We start from the raw sequence: 15,209 nt of genomic DNA on the forward strand, positions 1-15,209 counted from the left end.
CCGCTAGCCGCTGTTTCGCAGCGCCGACGCCAACCCGCTCATCGTCAGCAGAATGCCGCGCCGGAGCAGTTCGTCATCATCACCGCCCCGGTAGCGCCGCAGCAACTCGACCTGCAGGTGGTTCAGCGGCTCCAGATACGGAAACCGGTTGAACACCGAACGGGCCAGGGCCGGGTTGTCGGCCAGCAGGTCCTCGTGTCCGGTGACCAGTTTGTGCATCTCGATGGTCCGCTCATGCTCGGCGCGGATCATGCCGAACACCCGGTCCCGCAGTTCGGAATCGATGACCAACTCGGCATACCGGGCAGCCAGCCCCATATCGGATTTGGCCAACACCTGAGCCATATTGGACAGCACTGTCCGGAAGAACGGCCACCGATTGTAGAGATCCCGCAAAACCTCCACTCGTTTCTGGGGATCGCCGTCGGCGACCCACTCCCGCAGTGCGGTCCCGGTCCCGTACCACCCTGGGAGCATCACTCGGGACTGGCTCCAAGCCAGCACCCACGGAATCGCCCGTAGATCCGAGATCGACGCCGTCGCCTTACGGCTGGTGGGCCGGCTGCCGATGTTCAGCGAGCCGATCTCACTGACCGGGGTGGACTGTTCGAAATACTCCACGAAACCGGTTGTTTGGTGGACTAATTCGGCATAGCAACCTCGCGCCCGGCCCGCGAGGTCGTCGAGCACCTGATAGGCCTGCTCCGCTCCGTCGCCGAGACCTTCCACATCCAGCAGGGTGGACTCCAGCGTCGCCGCGACGAGGCTTTCCAGGTTGCGATGCGCGGTGCGCGGTTCGGCGTACTTGGCAGCGATAACCTCACCCTGTTCGGTCAGCCGCAGCGAGCCGTTGACCGCACCGGGAGGTTGCGCCAGGATCGCGTCGTAGCTGGGGCCACCGCCACGGCCAATCGTTCCGCCTCGACCGTGGAAGAGCCGCAACCGGATTCCGGTGCGGCGGGCGGTTTCCACCAAGTCCAGTTCGGCTCGGTACAGCGCCCAGTTCGCCGCCAGGTAGCCCCCGTCCTTGTTGGAGTCGGAGTAGCCGAGCATGATCTCCTGGGTCTCGCCGCGACCTCGCACCATGGCGCGGTAGATCGGGACGTCCAGGGCGGCCTCCAGGATCCGGGCACCGTGCTGCAGGTCGTCGATCGTCTCGAACAGCGGCACGATCCCCACCGGGGCGTAGCCACTGCCTCCAGGTTCGTGATGCGAAAGATCCAACAGCCCAGATTCTTTCAGCAGCAACGCGGCCTCGAGCATGTCCGACACCGACTGGCACATCGAGATGATGTAGGTCGGCACCGCCTCCTCGCCCAGCGCTCGCACCGCCTCGGCGGCGGCAGCGACGATGCCCAGTTCCTTGCGGGCCAGTTCGGACAGTTCGGCGCGGTCGCCGATCAGTGGCCGGCGGGTGGACAGCTCAGCCACTAGCACCGCCACCCGCTGCGGTTCGGACAGTGCGGCGTAATCCGGCACAACGCCGGCCCATGCCAGCAGTTCGGCTACCACCTGCTCATGAGTTTCGGAGTTCTGCCGCATATCCAGACCGCACAGGTGGAAACCGAAGGCGTCCAGGGCATCGCGCAACCTCGCCAACCGGTCGTCGGCCAACACTGCGCTGCCGTGGCGCCGCAGCGAGCCGTCGATGACATCCAGGTCGGCCTGCATCTGCTGCGCGCTGCGGTAGGGCGCCAGCCCGGCGTCGAGCACATGTTCGGGCATCCGGTCCAGGATTTCGGCGGCAGTGCCGGTGAGCCGTCCGCGGATCACCCGCAGCGCACGGCGATAAGGCTCGTCGGCCCGCGCCTCCTCGATGCATGACGCCCCCAGGGCATCGAGTTCGGCGTCGATCTGCACAAGGCGGGCCGACATCGACAATTCCTGTTCCAGCTGAGCCAGTTCGTCGAAGTAGAAAGCAAGCGCGGTGTAGGCGGCACTGCCGGTAGCCAGTTTCACCACCTCGGCGGTGACATTCGGGTTGCCGTCACGATCACCGCCGATCCAGGATCCGGGGCGCACGATCGGTCGTTGCAGCAGCGTGGCATCCGGCCAACGGCCGCGCAGCGCGTCGCGAATCGACGCGTTGACTTTCGGGACCACCTCGAAAAACGAGGCCGGGTAGTACCGCAGGCCGGATTCGATCTCGTCGGCAACCTTCAACCGGGACAGCCGGATCAGCGCCGTCTGCCACAGGGTGAGGATCTGGCGGCGCAACTCCTGCTCGATGCAGCGGCCGTCCTCGGTCTCGGTACGGCCGTGCATCCGGAGTCGCATCAGCCTGGTGATGCGGTTCTGGGTGTCGAAGATGGTGCGGCGCCGGGTCTCGGTGGGATGGGCGGTGATGACCGGCGATACCAGCGCGCCGCGCAGCGCGTCGGAGACCTCGGCAGCGCCCAGGCCCGCCGCATCGAGTTTCCGATAGGTCGCGGCCAAGGTGCTGTCCCGCGGCGGTTCTCCGGCAGCGAGATGGATTTCCCGGCGCCGCTCCCGATGGATGTCCTCGGCCACGTTGGCCAGCAACGCGAAATTGCTGAATGCCCGGATCACCGGAATGGCGTGGTGGACGTCGATGCCGCGGAACAAGTCGGCAAGCTCGGTCCGGTCGATCTCGGATCGGCGCACCCGGAAGGACTCCACCCGGGCGCGTTCGACCAAGGCGAACACCTCCTGCCCGCTCTGCTCGCGGACGGTGTCGCCGAGGATGGCACCGAGCAGGCGGATGTCCTCACGCATCGGCTCGGTTGCCTCCCGCCCGACCCGGGTCCGGTGAACCGCTCCGATGGGGTCGGTGTCTGATGCGGCCGGTGAGGCGTCGTGGGCGGGCTGTGCCATAAGGTCAAGTATCGGGCAGGAGGGTCACCGATGCACCGGGCTACCGTCATTACCGCACCGCCGCGTGATCGCCAGTCTCGGCACGGAGTATCGGGGACGGTGGATGCCGACCGTGGGAGCCTAGGCGAATTTGATCATCAGGCCGATGCCGACGATCGCGACCACCCAGATGCCGGTGACGAACAGGGTGAGCCGGTCCAGGTTCTTCTCGACGACAGTGGAGCCGGACAGGCTGGACTGCACACCGCCGCCGAACAGCGTGGACAGGCCACCGCCCTTGGCCCGGTGCAGCAGGACCAGCAGCACCACCAGGACGCTGGTGATGATCAGCAGGATCTGCAGGGCGAGCAACATGGCCATCAGCCTACCGGGTCCGACCCGCGATTACGGCCGCTGGGTGGGACTGGTGAGTCCGGCAAGCTCAGGGCAGCGGCCCGCCTGCGGCGATCGCCGATAGCGTCGCGAACTGCTCGCCGTCCAGCGATGCCCCACCGACCAGGCCGCCGTCGACGTCCGGTTGAGCGACGAGTTCCGCCACGTTCTTGGCATTCATCGAGCCGCCGTAAAGTACCCGGATCCCCTCGGCGACCTGCGGGGACGCCAGTTCGGCCAGTTTGGCGCGGATGGCGCCGCACACCTCCTGAGCGTCACCGGAACTTGCCACCCGACCGGTCCCAATTGCCCAGACCGGTTCGTAGGCGATGACGACCTGCGCCAGGTGCTCCTGACTGAGCCCGGCCAGCGACCCTTCAAGTTGGGCGAGGTTGTAGGCGACATGCTCGCCGGCCTCACGCACCTCCAGGTGCTCCCCGATGCAGACGATCGGGATGAGCCCGTGGCGGAACGCCGCGGCGGCCTTGGCGGCCACCGTCGCATCGTCCTCGTGGTGGTAGGTGCGCCGCTCAGAGTGGCCAACCACGACGAACGTGCAGCCCAGCTTGGCCAGGAGGGCTCCACTGATGTCGCCGGTGTAGGCGCCGGAATCGTGGGGCGAGAGGTCCTGGGCGCCGTAGGTCAAGCGCAACTTATCGCCGTCGACCAGGGTCTGGACGCTCCGTAGGTCGGTGAACGGCGGGATGACCGTGACGTCGACCTTGTCGAAGTACTTCTCCGGCAGCGCGAAAGCGATCTTCTGCACCAGGGCGATCGCCTCGAAGTGGTTGAGGTTCATCTTCCAGTTGCCCGCGATCAGCGGTCTACGGGACATTGTTCAAGTCCTAACTGAGAATCTCGATGCCTGGGAGCGTCTTGCCCTCCAGGTATTCCAACGACGCCCCACCTCCGGTGGAGATGTGGGAGAAGCCGTTCTCGGCGAGGCCGAGTTGGCGGACCGCCGCGGCTGAGTCGCCGCCGCCGACCACGCTGAAGGCCCCCTTGGCGGTGGCGGCGATGATGGCCTCCGCAATACCCTTGGTGCCCGCGGCGAACGCCGCGAACTCGAAGACCCCCATCGGCCCGTTCCAGAAGACGGTGCGGGCGTTGGACAGCAGTGCGGTAAACCGGGCCACCGACTCGGGTCCGATGTCCAGACCCATCTTGTCGGCCGGAATGTCCTTCACCCGAACGGTTTGCGGTGTCGAATCGGCTTTGAACTCCGAGGCGACGACGACGTCGATCGGCAGGTGGATGACGTCTCCGTACTCCTCCAGCAGTCGTCGGCAGGTGTCGATCATCTCCTCCTGAAGCAGCGAGGTCCCGACCGACAGGCCCTGCGCGGCGAGGAAGGTGAAGCACATGCCGCCGCCGATGATCAGGCTGTCGGCTTTGCCGGCAAGGTTTTCGATGACCGCCAGCTTGTCGGAGACCTTCGAGCCGCCGAGCACCACCGCGTAGGGCCGTTCGCCGGCTCTGGCAAGTTGCTCGAGCACTTTGACCTCAGCGGCCACCAGGGTGCCGGCGTAGCGGGGCAGCAGCTTAGCGACGTCGTAGACGGACGCCTGCTTGCGGTGCACCACACCGAAGCCGTCGGAGACGAAAGCGCCGTCCTCCCCGACGAGTTCGGCTAAGCCCGCCGCCAGCGCTTGGCGTTCGGTGTCGTCCTTGCTGGTCTCCCGCGGGTCGAAGCGGATGTTCTCCAGCAGCAGCACGTCGCCGTCGGTGAGACCTTCGGCACGCGCCAGAGCATCGGTGCCGACCACATCGCCGGCCAACTGGACATGCCGTCCCAGTTTCTCGGCGAGCACGGTGGCCACCGGCGCCAGCGAGTACTTCGGTTCCGGCCCGCCTTTCGGCCGGCCCAGATGGGCGGTGACGATGACTCTGGCCCCGGCCTCGGAGAGCGCCTTGAGGGTGGGCACCGAGGCGTCGATGCGGCCGGTATCGGTGACGGAGCCGTTCTCGTCGAGTGGGACGTTGAGGTCGCAGCGCACCAGTACGCCGCGACCTGCCACGCCCTCGGCGAGCAAGTCGGCGAGACTCTTGACCGGCACTGTGATCTTCCTCGGACTACAGGGACTTGCCGACCAGGCCGATGAGGTCGACCAGCCGGTTGGAGTAGCCCCACTCGTTGTCATACCAGGAGACGACCTTGGCCTGGTTGCCGATCACCTTGGTGAGCAGCGAGTCGAAGAGCGAGCTGTGCGGGTCGGTGACGATGTCGCTGGAGACGATCGGGGCGTCGTAGTACTTCAGGATGCCCTTCATCGACCCCTCGGCCGCGGCTTTGAGTGCGGCGTTGATCTCCTCGGCGGTCGCGGTCTTGTTCAGTTCCACGGTGAGGTCGGTCACTGAGCCGGTGGGGATCGGCACCCGCAGCGCGTAGCCGTCGAGCTTGCCCTTCAACTCGGGCAGCACCAGTCCGATGGCTTTGGCGGCGCCGGTCGAGGTGGGGACGATGTTCAGTGCGGCGGCACGGGCGCGACGCAGGTCTTTGTGCGGGGCGTCCTGGAGGTTCTGATCCTGGGTGTAGGCGTGCACCGTCGTCATCAGACCCTGAACGATACCGAACTCGTCGTTGACCACTTTGGCAAGCGGCCCAAGGCAGTTCGTAGTGCAGGAGGCATTCGAGATGATGTTCTGGCTGCCGTCGTACTTGTCGTCGTTGACACCCATCACGATGGTGATGTCCTCGCCGGAGGCCGGGGCGGAGATGATCACCTTTTTGGCGCCGGCCTCCAGATGGCCCTTGGCTTTGGCTGCGTCGGTGAAAAGGCCGGTGGATTCCACGACGACGTCGACGCCGAGGTCTCCCCACCCGAGGGCAGCCGGGCCCTCCCGGTTGGCCATGGCCTTGACCTTCTCGCCGCCGATGACGATGTTCTCGCCATCGACCGTGACGTCCTTGGGCAACCGGCCGAGGATGGAGTCGAACTTGAGCAAGTGGGCCAGCGTGTTGATGTCGGTCAGGTCATTGACCGCCACGATCTCGATGTTCTTAGCCTTGCCCTCGGCCTGCTGGGTTTCCAGCGCTCGGTAGAAGTTGCGTCCGATGCGGCCAAAACCGTTGATGCCAACCCGGATCGTCACGTTCATCTCCTCAAGTCCGTCTTGTGGCACATGCGATGCCTCGGGTCAGCCTAGTGCCGACGTCAGCGAGGCGGGCGAGAACCGGGCGACCGCTTAGCAGCCACGGCGTACCGTCGTGCTATGACGTTGTCGCTGCCGTTGGAACTGGATGTGAGCAAAGTTCGCGAACGAATCGGCCAGGGTTTGTTCGCCATGGTCGCCGGGCCGGAAGGTCCGCAGCGCCGGGAGCGGATCCACGGGGCGCCCGGGCCGCGCTGGTTCGCCCCCGACCGCCCGATCCGCGAGGTGCACGCCGATGCGTCGATGTTCGTCGGCGGACTGCGCGCCCTGCTGCTGCAGTCCCTGCATCCGCTGGCGATGGCGGGGGTGGCCGAGCACTCGGACTACCGCGGCGACCCGTGGGGGCGACTGCAGCGCACCAGTGCGTTCCTGGCGGTAACCACCTTCGGCACGGCCCGCGATGCCCAGCGGGCGGTCGACAAGGTGCGCGGCATCCACCGTCGGGTCCATGGCCTCGCCACGGACGGCCGGCCCTACCGCGCCGACGACCCGCACCTGTTGGAGTGGGTGCACATCGCCGAGATCGACAGTTTCCTGCTGGCTCACCGGCTCTACGGCGCAAACCCACTTGATCAGTCCGGACGCGACGCCTATGTGGCCGACACCGCCCGAGTCGCCACCGCTCTGGGGGTGATCGACCCGCCGCGGACCGAGGCTGAACTCAAGGAGCGCATCGCGGCGTTCCGCCCGGAACTGCGCGGCACCGAGTCCGCCCGGGAGGCAGCCCGGTTCCTGTTGGTCACTCCCCCGCTGCCATTGCTGGCACGCGGACCCTATGGGGTGATCGCCGCGACGTCGGTGTCGATGTTGCCGGCGTGGGCGCGGCTGCCGCTGCGGCTGCCCTACCTGCCCCCGGTGGAGGCCACCGCGATCCGGGCTGCGGGCCGGGTGCTGGTAGGCGGGATCCGCTGGGCGATGTCGGCGAATCCGCTTCCGGAGCCCCCAACCAGTTAGGCGTCGTCCGGTTAGGCGTCGTCCGGTTAGGCGTCGTCCGGTTAGGCGTCGTCGAGAAGGTCCGGCGTGACGGCGGACTCGGTGTCGGGAATGCCGTCCTGTTTGGCTTTACGATCGGCCATCGACAGCAGACGGCGAATCCGCCCGGCGACCGCGTCTTTGGTCATCGGCGGGTCAGCCAGCCGGCCCAACTCCTCCAGCGAGGCCTGCCGGTGCTCCACCCGGAGGCGCCCGGCAGCGGAGAGGTGGTCGGGCACCGTATCGCCCAGGATCTCCAACGCGCGCGCCACCCGCGCAGCCGCGGCGACGGCTGCCCGTGCCGACCGGCGCAGGTTGGCATCGTCGAAGTTGGCCAGCCGGTTGGCCGTGGCACGCACTTCCCGGCGCATCCGTCGTTCTTCCCACACCAGCCGGGTGTCCTGGGCGCCCATCCGGGTGAGCAGAGTGCCGATCGCGTCGCCATCGCGGACAACGACGCGGTCGGTTCCGCGCACCTCGCGGGCCTTGGCGCTCACCCCCAGCCGCCGGGCGGCACCCACCAGAGCCAGCGCCGCCTCCGGACCCGGGCAGCTCACCTCCAACGCGGACGAGCGGCCCGGTTCGGTCAGCGAGCCGTGGGCCAGGAACGCGCCGCGCCAGGCCGCCTCGGCATCGGCGATGCTGCCGCCGACCACCTGCGCGGGCAGCCCGCGCACCGGCCGACCACGCACGTCCAGTAGACCGGTCTGCCGCGCCAGCGCCTCACCGTCCTTGGCGACCCGCAACAGATAACGGGTGCTCTTTCGAATACCGCTGGCGGACAGCACATGTACCACCGAGTTGTAGCCGTAAAGATCGTGAATGTCTTTGCGGAGGCGTCGGGCGGTGCTGCCCATATCGACTTCGGCTTCGATCACCACCCGACCGGACACGATGTGCAGCCCACCGGCGAACCTGAGCAAGGACGCCACCTCCGCCCGCCTGGCGGTCACCGAGTTGACGACGAGGCGGCTCAGCTCGTCTTTCACCTCAGCTGTCATCGCCACAGGTCGTCACCTCTCGGTCCATCTCGAAGCTGGCCGGCCGAATCCTGCGCCGGCGCACGCGGAGCGGCGGTAGGCACGGTGGCCGTCGGGGCATCCGCTCCCCGTGACCGCACCGCCTCCAGGGCCGCGGCTAGCTTTGCTGGGTCATGTAAAGGTGTACCAGGTCGGGAGACGTCAGCAAACGAAACCGCGGCCTGCAGCATCGCCGCGGTACGGCGCAGCTGATCGCGTTCCCGCTGAGACGGCACCCGACCAGCATCGACGATGATGTCGTTGACACTGAACCCCGGCGCGTGCTGGGCCAGCACATGCACGTGCCGTTCGGCCGAGAAACCGGCGGTCTCGCCCGGTTCGGCAGCCAGATTCAGCACCAGGGCCCGCCGGGCCGGAGTCGAATTGAGGGCGGCGACCAGACCAGGGACAAGGACATGCGGAATGACGCTGGTGAACCACGATCCCGGTCCCAGCACCACCAGGTCGGCGTTCATCACCGCGTCCACCGCCTGGCGGGTGGCCGGCGGATCACCGGGCAGCAACCGGACACGCCGCACCTTCCCCGGGGTGGTGGCCACCGCGACCTGACCGCGGATCACCCGGCTCATCCGGGGGTCGCTTTCCAACCCGGCCACGTCGGCTTCGATCTGCAGGGCCAGCGGACACATCGGCAGCACCCGGCCCTTGACGCCCAGGATGCGGCCCAACTCGTCCAGCGCGGCCACCGGATCGGCGAGCACCTCGTTGAGTCCGGCCAACATCAGGTTGCCGATCGGGTGGCCGGCCAAGGCGCCGCTGCCGCCGAACCGGTGTTGGATGATCGTGGCCCACAACCGGCCGTGCGGGCTATCGGATGCCAAGGCAGCCAACGCCATTCGCAAATCGCCGGGCGGGATGATGTCAAGCTCGGAACGCAGCCGACCTGATGAGCCGCCGTCGTCGGCCACAGTCACCACTGCGGTCACATGTGGGGTCAGACGGCGTGCGGCCGACAGCGTCGCGTACAGCCCGTGGCCACCGCCGAGTGCGACGATGCGTGCGCTGCTGCCCTCCGGATTCACACTCACTCGCGCCCCAGATCGCGGTGCAACACCCGGACGGTGAGTTGCCGGTTCGCGCTCAGCAAGCCGGCCAACGCCTCGGCGATGGCGACGCTGCGGTGCTTGCCGCCGGTGCATCCGATCGCCACCGTCATATACCGCTTCCCCTCGCGCAAGTAGCCGTCAGCCACCAACTTCAACAGCTGATGGTAGGTCTGCAGGAATTCCGTGGCCCCGGGCTGTGCCAGAACGTAGTCCCGTACTGCCGGGGATTGCCCGGTTTGGGGCCGCAGTTCGTCCACCCAGTGCGGGTTGGGTAGGAAACGGACATCCATCACCATGTCGGCATCCATCGGCAGGCCGTATTTGAAGCCGAAGGATTCGACCGTGACGGCGGTCTGCGCGATGGTCTCTGCGCCGAAGGCGTTTTCGATGCTGGCCCGCAGCGACGGCACCGACAGCGTGGAGGTGTCGATGATCAGATCGGCGCCGGCGCGCACCGGAGCCAGCATCGCCCGTTCGGCGGCGATTCCCTCGGCCAGGGTCTGGTTGCCCTGCAGCGGGTGGCTGCGCCGGTTGTTCTCGTAGCGGCGGACCAGGATTTCATCGGAGGCCTCCATGAACAACACCAGCGGGGTGATGTTGCGGTCGGCGAGATCTTTGCGGACCGCGTCCAGGTCGCCGGTGAATCCTCGGGATCGGACGTCCATCACCACCGCCAGCTGGGTGATCCGTGAGCCGGCCGCCAGGCCGAGATCGACCATGCGGGCAATCAATTCGGGGGGAAGATTGTCGGCGACATACCAGCCCAGGTCTTCCAACACCTTCGCGGCGGTGCCACGACCGGCTCCGGACAGGCCCGTCACCAACAGCACGTCGATGTCGGAGGCATCGGTGGCCGGCACATCGTCGGCTGGGCCGGGGGCTGTCATCGGGTGGCCTGTCATGGGGTTGTCGGTCGCTGGACTGTCGGTGGGAGGGCCTGCTGAGCATCATTGTCCACCGAGTCCGCTGACGTATCCCAACCAGCGGGATCGGTTTCAGCGCTGGATGTTTGCAGACTGCCCAGCGCCTCGAGAACCGCGGCGGCAGTCGCCGCGCCGATGCCGGGCACCTCGGTGATCTCGGCCACGCTGGCCTGGCGAAGCCGGGCCACCGAGCCGAAGTGAGTCACCAGAGCCTTACGCCTGGTTTCCCCCAGGCCCCGCACGGTGTCCAACGCCGAGGCGGTCATCCGTTTGGACCGCTTGCTGCGGTGATAGGAGATCGCAAACCGGTGCGCTTCGTCACGTACACGCTGCAGCAGATACAGCCCCTCACTGTTACGTGGCAAGATCACCGGGTCGGGTTCGCCCGGCACCCACACCTCCTCCAATCTCTTGGCCAGTCCGATCACCGCGACGTCGGTGACGCCGAGTTCATCAAGTACTGACTGGGCCGCATTCACCTGCGGCACACCGCCGTCGACCACGAAAAGGTTCGGTGGGTAGGCGAACCGGCGTCTGCCTGCCTCGACGTTGTCACCATCGCCGCTCAAGTCGCGGACATGACGCAGGAAACGTCGCCGGGTTACCTCGGCGATGGATGCCACATCGTCCGAGCGACCTGCACCGGCGGCCTCCCGGATCGCGAAGTGCCGGTAGTCGGACTTACGCGGCAGTCCGTCCTCGAACACCACCAGCGAACCGACGACGTCGGTGCCCTGCACATGGCTGATATCGACGCACTCGACACGCAGGGGTGCCTCAGCCAGGCCCAGCGACTCCTGAATATTTTGCAGCGCAGCTGATCTGGCTGTGAAGTCGCCGGCCCGCTTCAGCTTGTGCAGCTGCAACGCCTCTCGGGCGTTGCGGTGCACTGTGTCAGCCAGGGCGCGCTTATCACCACGGCGCGGCACCCGCAGCACTACCCGCGATCCTCGCAGCGCGGATAGCCAGGTGGCCAGTTCCTCGGCGTTGGGCGGCAAGCATGGCACCAGCACTTCCTTAGGTACCGGGTTGATGGATTCGTCAGCAGCGCCGTCCGATTCGGTCCCGGGCGGTCCGCCCAATTCAGCTTCAGCGCCGTAAAACTGGGTGAGGAACTGTTCGACGAGGGCGGCTTCGGTGGACTCCCCCGGATCACCCGGCTTTTCGACGACCCAACCGCGTTGTCCGCGAACACGTCCGCCCCGGACGTGGAAGACTTGAACCGCAGCCTCCAGATCGTCGTCGGCAAATGCAACCACGTCGGCGTTGGTGCCGTCGCCGAGCACCACGGCCTGTTTCTCGAGGGCTCTCTTGAGCGCACCGAGATCGTCACGCAGTCGTGCCGCCCGCTCAAAGTCGAGTTCACCAGCCGCCGCTGTCATCTGACGTTCCAGACCACGGGCGAACCGGTCGGTCTTGCCGGAGAGAAAGTCGCAGAAATCATCGACGATCTCACGGTGCCGTTGCGCGCTCACCCGGCCCACGCAAGGGGCCGAACATTTGTCGATGTAACCCAACAGGCAGGGCCGCTCGATTTGGCTGTGCCGCTTGAACACTCCCGCCGAACACGTGCGGGCCGGGAAGACTCGGGTCAGCAGGTCGAGGGTTTCGCGGATGGCCCAGGCGTGGGAGTACGGGCCGAAATAGCGCACACCCTTGCGGCGCGGCCCGCGGTAGACCATCAGCCGCGGGAACTCCTCGTTGAGAGTCACCGCGAGCACCGGGTAGGACTTGTCGTCGCGGTAGCGGACGTTGAACCGCGGATCGAACTCCTTGATCCAGTTGTATTCGAGTTGCAGTGCCTCCACCTCGGTGGTCACCACGGTCCATTCGACCTTGGCGGCAGTGGTGACCATCTGACGCGTGCGGGGGTGCAGGCCGGCCACATCGGCGAAGTAAGACGTCAGCCGACTGCGCAGGTTCTTGGCTTTGCCGACGTAGATGACCCGGCCGTGGGGATCGGAGAACCGGTAGACCCCGGGCTCGTTGGGGATGGATCCCGGCGCGGGTCGGTACGTCGCGGGATCGGGCACGGTCCCAGGTTAGTACCGGGTGCCATCCCGGCGACCGTGCGTGTCGATTCGCCGACACACCCGCAGGACGTGCGGTTTAGGCACCCTCGCCGCGGGGCTGTTGGCCCAGGTAGCGGGCCATCAGTTCACGCAGGGTGTCCATCGCGTCCACTGCACGGTCGCCGTCGGCGGACTGGATGGCCAACACAGGCACGTACTCGTAGGCCTGCAGTTCCACCCGCGGCCAGCGCTTACCCCGGGGGAAGTAGATATCGACTACATCCGGCCACGGAATCAATCTGTCTTCGAGCACGTTTCGAACCGAGAGGCCGGCCGGGCCGACCCGCAGCCGCGGCCGGGTGAGTACCACCACGATGGCTGCGGCCACAATGACGGCCAGTCCGCCCCAGGCAACCTGATCGGCAACGCGCATGAATGCTCCCGATGAGCGGTCGTTGAACGCCGACAGGACAATTCCGGAGACCGCGATAAGCCCGGCGACCGCGATCGCCGCCCGCGGTACCACCCGCGGCCGGAATTCGGCGTCCCACTCCCCAGGTTGTGAGCCCCGCCCGTCAGGGCCAGCGCTGTCCCGGCCCGGCGTCATGCGCGGAGCTGTCCCAAGGTCAGCGCGGTGGACAGCGCCGCGGCGCATGCCTGAGCGCCTTTGTCCTCCGCGGAGTCGGGCAGACCGGCCCGGTCCAGGGCCTGCTGCTCGTTCTCGGTGGTGAGCACGCCGTTGGCGACCGGGGTGGCCGAGTCCAACGACACCCGGGTCAGTCCCTGCGTGACGGCATCGCAGACATAGTCGAAATGCGGTGTCTCACCGCGAATGACCACGCCCAGCGCGACCACCGCATCGTGATTGCGGGTCAGTTCCTGGGCCACCACGGGGATCTCGATGGCACCGTGCACGCGGATCACCGTGGGTGCGGGGACTCCGCAGTCCTGCGCGACCCGGCACGCCCCGTCCAGCAGGGCGTCGCAGATCCGGGGATGCCAGGTGCTGGCGACGATGGCAAGGCGGACGTCGGAGGCATCCATGTCGGGCACCTCGGGGATACCGGAGCCCCTCACAGCGCGCCCCCGATGTCTCCGGGCAGGCCCAAGGCGTCGCCGAGATCATCGAGGTCCTCCAGACCGGACAGGTCGTGACCCATCCGGTCGCGTTTGGTCTTGAGGTAGCGGATGTTCTCGGCGTTGGCCCGCACCGGCAGCGGCACCCGTTCGACCACCTGCAGCCCGTAGCCGTCCAGCCCGACCCGTTTGGCGGGGTTATTGGTGAGCAGCCGCATGGTCCGCACCCCGAGGTCGACGAGTATCTGCGCGCCGATTCCGTAGTCGCGGGCGTCGGCGGGCAAGCCGAGTTCAAGGTTGGCGTCCACGGTGTCCGCGCCGGCGTCCTGCAACTGATAGGCCTGAAGTTTGTGCATCAACCCGATGCCACGGCCTTCGTGCCCGCGCATGTAGAGAACCACTCCACGGCCCTCCCGGGCAACCATCTCGATCGCGGCGTCCAGTTGCGGTCCGCAGTCGCAGCGGCGGGATCCGAACACGTCCCCGGTCAGGCATTCCGAGTGCACCCGCACCAACACGTCGCGGCCATCGTTATCGGGACCGGCGATGTCGCCGCGGACCAGTGCGACGTGCTCGACGTTGTCGTAGACGTTGGTGTAGCCGACGGCCCGGAACTCGCCGTGTCGGGTCGGGATGCGGGCCTCGGCGATTCGCTCGACAAGCTTCTCGTGTTTGCGGCGGTACTCGATGAGGTCGGCGATCGAAATCAGCGCCAGAGCGTGCTCGTCGGCGAAGATCCGCAACTCGTCGGTCTGGGCCATCGCGCCCTCGTCCTTCTGGCTGACGATCTCGCAGATCGCGCCGGCAGGCTGCAGGCCCGCCATCCGGGCCAGGTCGACGGCGGCCTCGGTGTGGCCGGGGCGGCGCAGCACCCCGCCGTCCTTGGCCCGCAGCGGCACCACGTGGCCGGGTTTGGTGAAATCCTCGGCGATGCTGGACGGATCGGCCAGTAGACGCATCGTGGTGGCCCGATCCGATGCCGAGATACCCGTTCCCACACCGACTTTGGCGTCCACGGTGACGGTGTAGGCGGTTCCGTGCTTGTCCTGGTTGACCGCGTACATCGGCAGCAGGCCGAGCCGGTCGCAGATCGCGCCGTCGAGGGGCACGCACAGATAGCCGGAGGTGTAGCGAACCATGAAAGCCACCAGTTCCGGGGTGGCCTTTTCGGCGGCGAAGATCAGATCGCCCTCGTTCTCGCGATCCTCATCGTCGATGACGACGACGGCCTTACCCGCCGCGATATCGGCAACCGCGCGTTCGACGGTGTCCAGTCTCGTCATCGTGTGCCGCCTGCCCGTTGCCCCGCCGGGCCGCTGGGCCCACAGGGAGTTCCATAGTGCTGCCCACAGTATGAACCACCCGTTTTCACCGGCCCTTATCCGCCAGGCAGGCGGTTATCCAAACAGAGCCCACTGCCGCACCGTCGCAGTGATTTTGGAGGACATTCCGGCTCGAGATTCCTAGTCAGGCGGTGACGATGCTCAACGTGCTCCCGGCACCTCGGCGCGGCGGCAGTCCTCGTCGCCCTGTCCATCGCTGGACTGCCCGCGGCGGGTATCGCACCAGCCGACACCGGCGCGGCAGACACCGCTGCCACCGCACGACCCGGGGCGATGACTCCGCGGTCACCGTGACGCGCTACCCGCCCACAGCCCGGTCATACCGGCCGGTGCCGGCCGCTGCTACGGCTGTGGCGACCCTGTCGGGGACCGACACCGGTTTCAGGGGAACTGGACCTACCGTCAACAGCCTCGACTGGTCGTAGTGCAGGACGAA

Annotated in this window: 13 protein-coding genes; 1 reads left to right on the forward strand and 12 read right to left on the reverse strand. The window is 67.0% G+C overall.

Features of this window, described 5'->3' with window-relative positions:
- Nucleotides 1-3 precede the first annotated feature (3 nt).
- The 5 genes from ppc to gap all read right to left on the reverse strand — a co-directional run bounded on the left by ppc (nucleotide 4) and on the right by gap (nucleotide 6,300).
- Nucleotides 4-2,835 (reverse strand): phosphoenolpyruvate carboxylase, encoded by a 2,832-nt coding sequence (ppc, locus tag ADBZ5N_RS02015; RefSeq protein WP_526255819.1) that lies wholly within the window; start codon nucleotides 2,833-2,835, stop codon nucleotides 4-6.
- A gap of 120 nt (nucleotides 2,836-2,955) precedes the next feature.
- Nucleotides 2,956-3,189, reverse strand: a complete 234-nt coding sequence (gene secG / locus ADBZ5N_RS02020) for a preprotein translocase subunit SecG (protein WP_526255820.1) — start codon at nucleotides 3,187-3,189, stop codon at nucleotides 2,956-2,958.
- A 67-nt stretch (nucleotides 3,190-3,256) separates the two neighbouring features.
- Nucleotides 3,257-4,042, reverse strand: a complete 786-nt coding sequence (gene tpiA / locus ADBZ5N_RS02025) for a triose-phosphate isomerase (RefSeq protein WP_526255821.1) — start codon at nucleotides 4,040-4,042, stop codon at nucleotides 3,257-3,259.
- Nucleotides 4,043-4,052: 10 nt separating this feature from the next.
- Complete coding sequence (locus tag ADBZ5N_RS02030; protein WP_526255822.1) at nucleotides 4,053-5,264, reverse strand: phosphoglycerate kinase; 1,212 nt, start codon at nucleotides 5,262-5,264, stop codon at nucleotides 4,053-4,055.
- Between the two features lie 16 nt (nucleotides 5,265-5,280).
- Nucleotides 5,281-6,300 (reverse strand): type I glyceraldehyde-3-phosphate dehydrogenase, encoded by a 1,020-nt coding sequence (gap, locus tag ADBZ5N_RS02035; protein ID WP_526255823.1) that lies wholly within the window; start codon nucleotides 6,298-6,300, stop codon nucleotides 5,281-5,283.
- A 120-nt stretch (nucleotides 6,301-6,420) separates the two neighbouring features.
- Here gap and ADBZ5N_RS02040 point away from each other — a divergent pair, with 120 nt between their 5' ends.
- Nucleotides 6,421-7,314 carry an oxygenase MpaB family protein gene (locus tag ADBZ5N_RS02040; RefSeq protein WP_526255824.1) on the forward strand — a complete coding sequence of 298 codons (894 nt, stop codon included), beginning with the start codon at nucleotides 6,421-6,423 and terminating at the stop codon, nucleotides 7,312-7,314.
- 41 nt (nucleotides 7,315-7,355) lie between these two features.
- On the opposite strand, the gene whiA is transcribed toward ADBZ5N_RS02040, so the two are convergent.
- The 7 genes from whiA to ADBZ5N_RS02075 all read right to left on the reverse strand — a co-directional run bounded on the left by whiA (nucleotide 7,356) and on the right by ADBZ5N_RS02075 (nucleotide 14,713).
- Entirely contained in the window at nucleotides 7,356-8,339 is a 984-nt protein-coding gene (gene whiA, locus ADBZ5N_RS02045) for a DNA-binding protein WhiA (protein WP_526255825.1), read from the reverse strand.
- Entirely contained in the window at nucleotides 8,330-9,367 is a 1,038-nt protein-coding gene (gene yvcK, locus ADBZ5N_RS02050; RefSeq protein ID WP_526255844.1) for a uridine diphosphate-N-acetylglucosamine-binding protein YvcK, read from the reverse strand. The genes whiA and yvcK overlap by 10 nt, the downstream gene beginning before the upstream one ends.
- Before the next feature lie 29 nt (nucleotides 9,368-9,396).
- Nucleotides 9,397-10,305: an RNase adapter RapZ gene (gene rapZ / locus ADBZ5N_RS02055; RefSeq protein WP_526255826.1), complete on the reverse strand. Its 909-nt coding sequence runs from the start codon at nucleotides 10,303-10,305 to the stop codon at nucleotides 9,397-9,399.
- Between the two features lie 11 nt (nucleotides 10,306-10,316).
- Nucleotides 10,317-12,374, reverse strand: a complete 2,058-nt coding sequence (uvrC, locus tag ADBZ5N_RS02060; RefSeq protein ID WP_526255827.1) for an excinuclease ABC subunit UvrC — start codon at nucleotides 12,372-12,374, stop codon at nucleotides 10,317-10,319.
- Between the two features lie 76 nt (nucleotides 12,375-12,450).
- Nucleotides 12,451-12,960 carry a PH domain-containing protein gene (locus tag ADBZ5N_RS02065; protein ID WP_526255828.1) on the reverse strand — a complete coding sequence of 170 codons (510 nt, stop codon included), beginning with the start codon at nucleotides 12,958-12,960 and terminating at the stop codon, nucleotides 12,451-12,453.
- Complete coding sequence (gene ribH / locus ADBZ5N_RS02070; protein ID WP_526255845.1) at nucleotides 12,957-13,397, reverse strand: 6,7-dimethyl-8-ribityllumazine synthase; 441 nt, start codon at nucleotides 13,395-13,397, stop codon at nucleotides 12,957-12,959. Before ribH ends, ADBZ5N_RS02065 begins: the two co-directional genes overlap by 4 nt.
- A gap of 29 nt (nucleotides 13,398-13,426) precedes the next feature.
- Nucleotides 13,427-14,713: a bifunctional 3,4-dihydroxy-2-butanone-4-phosphate synthase/GTP cyclohydrolase II gene (locus tag ADBZ5N_RS02075; protein ID WP_526255829.1), complete on the reverse strand. Its 1,287-nt coding sequence runs from the start codon at nucleotides 14,711-14,713 to the stop codon at nucleotides 13,427-13,429.
- Nucleotides 14,714-15,209: the final 496 nt, after the last annotated feature.

Source organism: Mycobacterium sp., from assembly GCF_044370595.1.
Classification (GTDB): Bacteria; Actinomycetota; Actinomycetes; order Mycobacteriales; family Mycobacteriaceae; genus Mycobacterium.

What these genes read in the sequence shown, in the direction of transcription:
- ppc (WP_526255819.1), bottom strand. Translation starts at nt 2,835, where the DNA reads ATGGCACAGCCCGCCCACGACGCCTCACCGGCCGCATCAGACACCGAC.
- secG (WP_526255820.1), bottom strand. Translation starts at nt 3,189, where the DNA reads ATGTTGCTCGCCCTGCAGATCCTGCTGATCATCACCAGCGTCCTGGTG.
- tpiA (WP_526255821.1), bottom strand. Translation starts at nt 4,042, where the DNA reads ATGTCCCGTAGACCGCTGATCGCGGGCAACTGGAAGATGAACCTCAAC.
- ADBZ5N_RS02040 (WP_526255824.1), top strand. Translation starts at nt 6,421, where the DNA reads ATGACGTTGTCGCTGCCGTTGGAACTGGATGTGAGCAAAGTTCGCGAA.
- rapZ (WP_526255826.1), bottom strand. Translation starts at nt 10,305, where the DNA reads ATGACAGCCCCCGGCCCAGCCGACGATGTGCCGGCCACCGATGCCTCC.
- ADBZ5N_RS02065 (WP_526255828.1), bottom strand. Translation starts at nt 12,960, where the DNA reads ATGACGCCGGGCCGGGACAGCGCTGGCCCTGACGGGCGGGGCTCACAA.
- ribH (WP_526255845.1), bottom strand. Translation starts at nt 13,397, where the DNA reads ATGGATGCCTCCGACGTCCGCCTTGCCATCGTCGCCAGCACCTGGCAT.
- ADBZ5N_RS02075 (WP_526255829.1), bottom strand. Translation starts at nt 14,713, where the DNA reads ATGACGAGACTGGACACCGTCGAACGCGCGGTTGCCGATATCGCGGCG.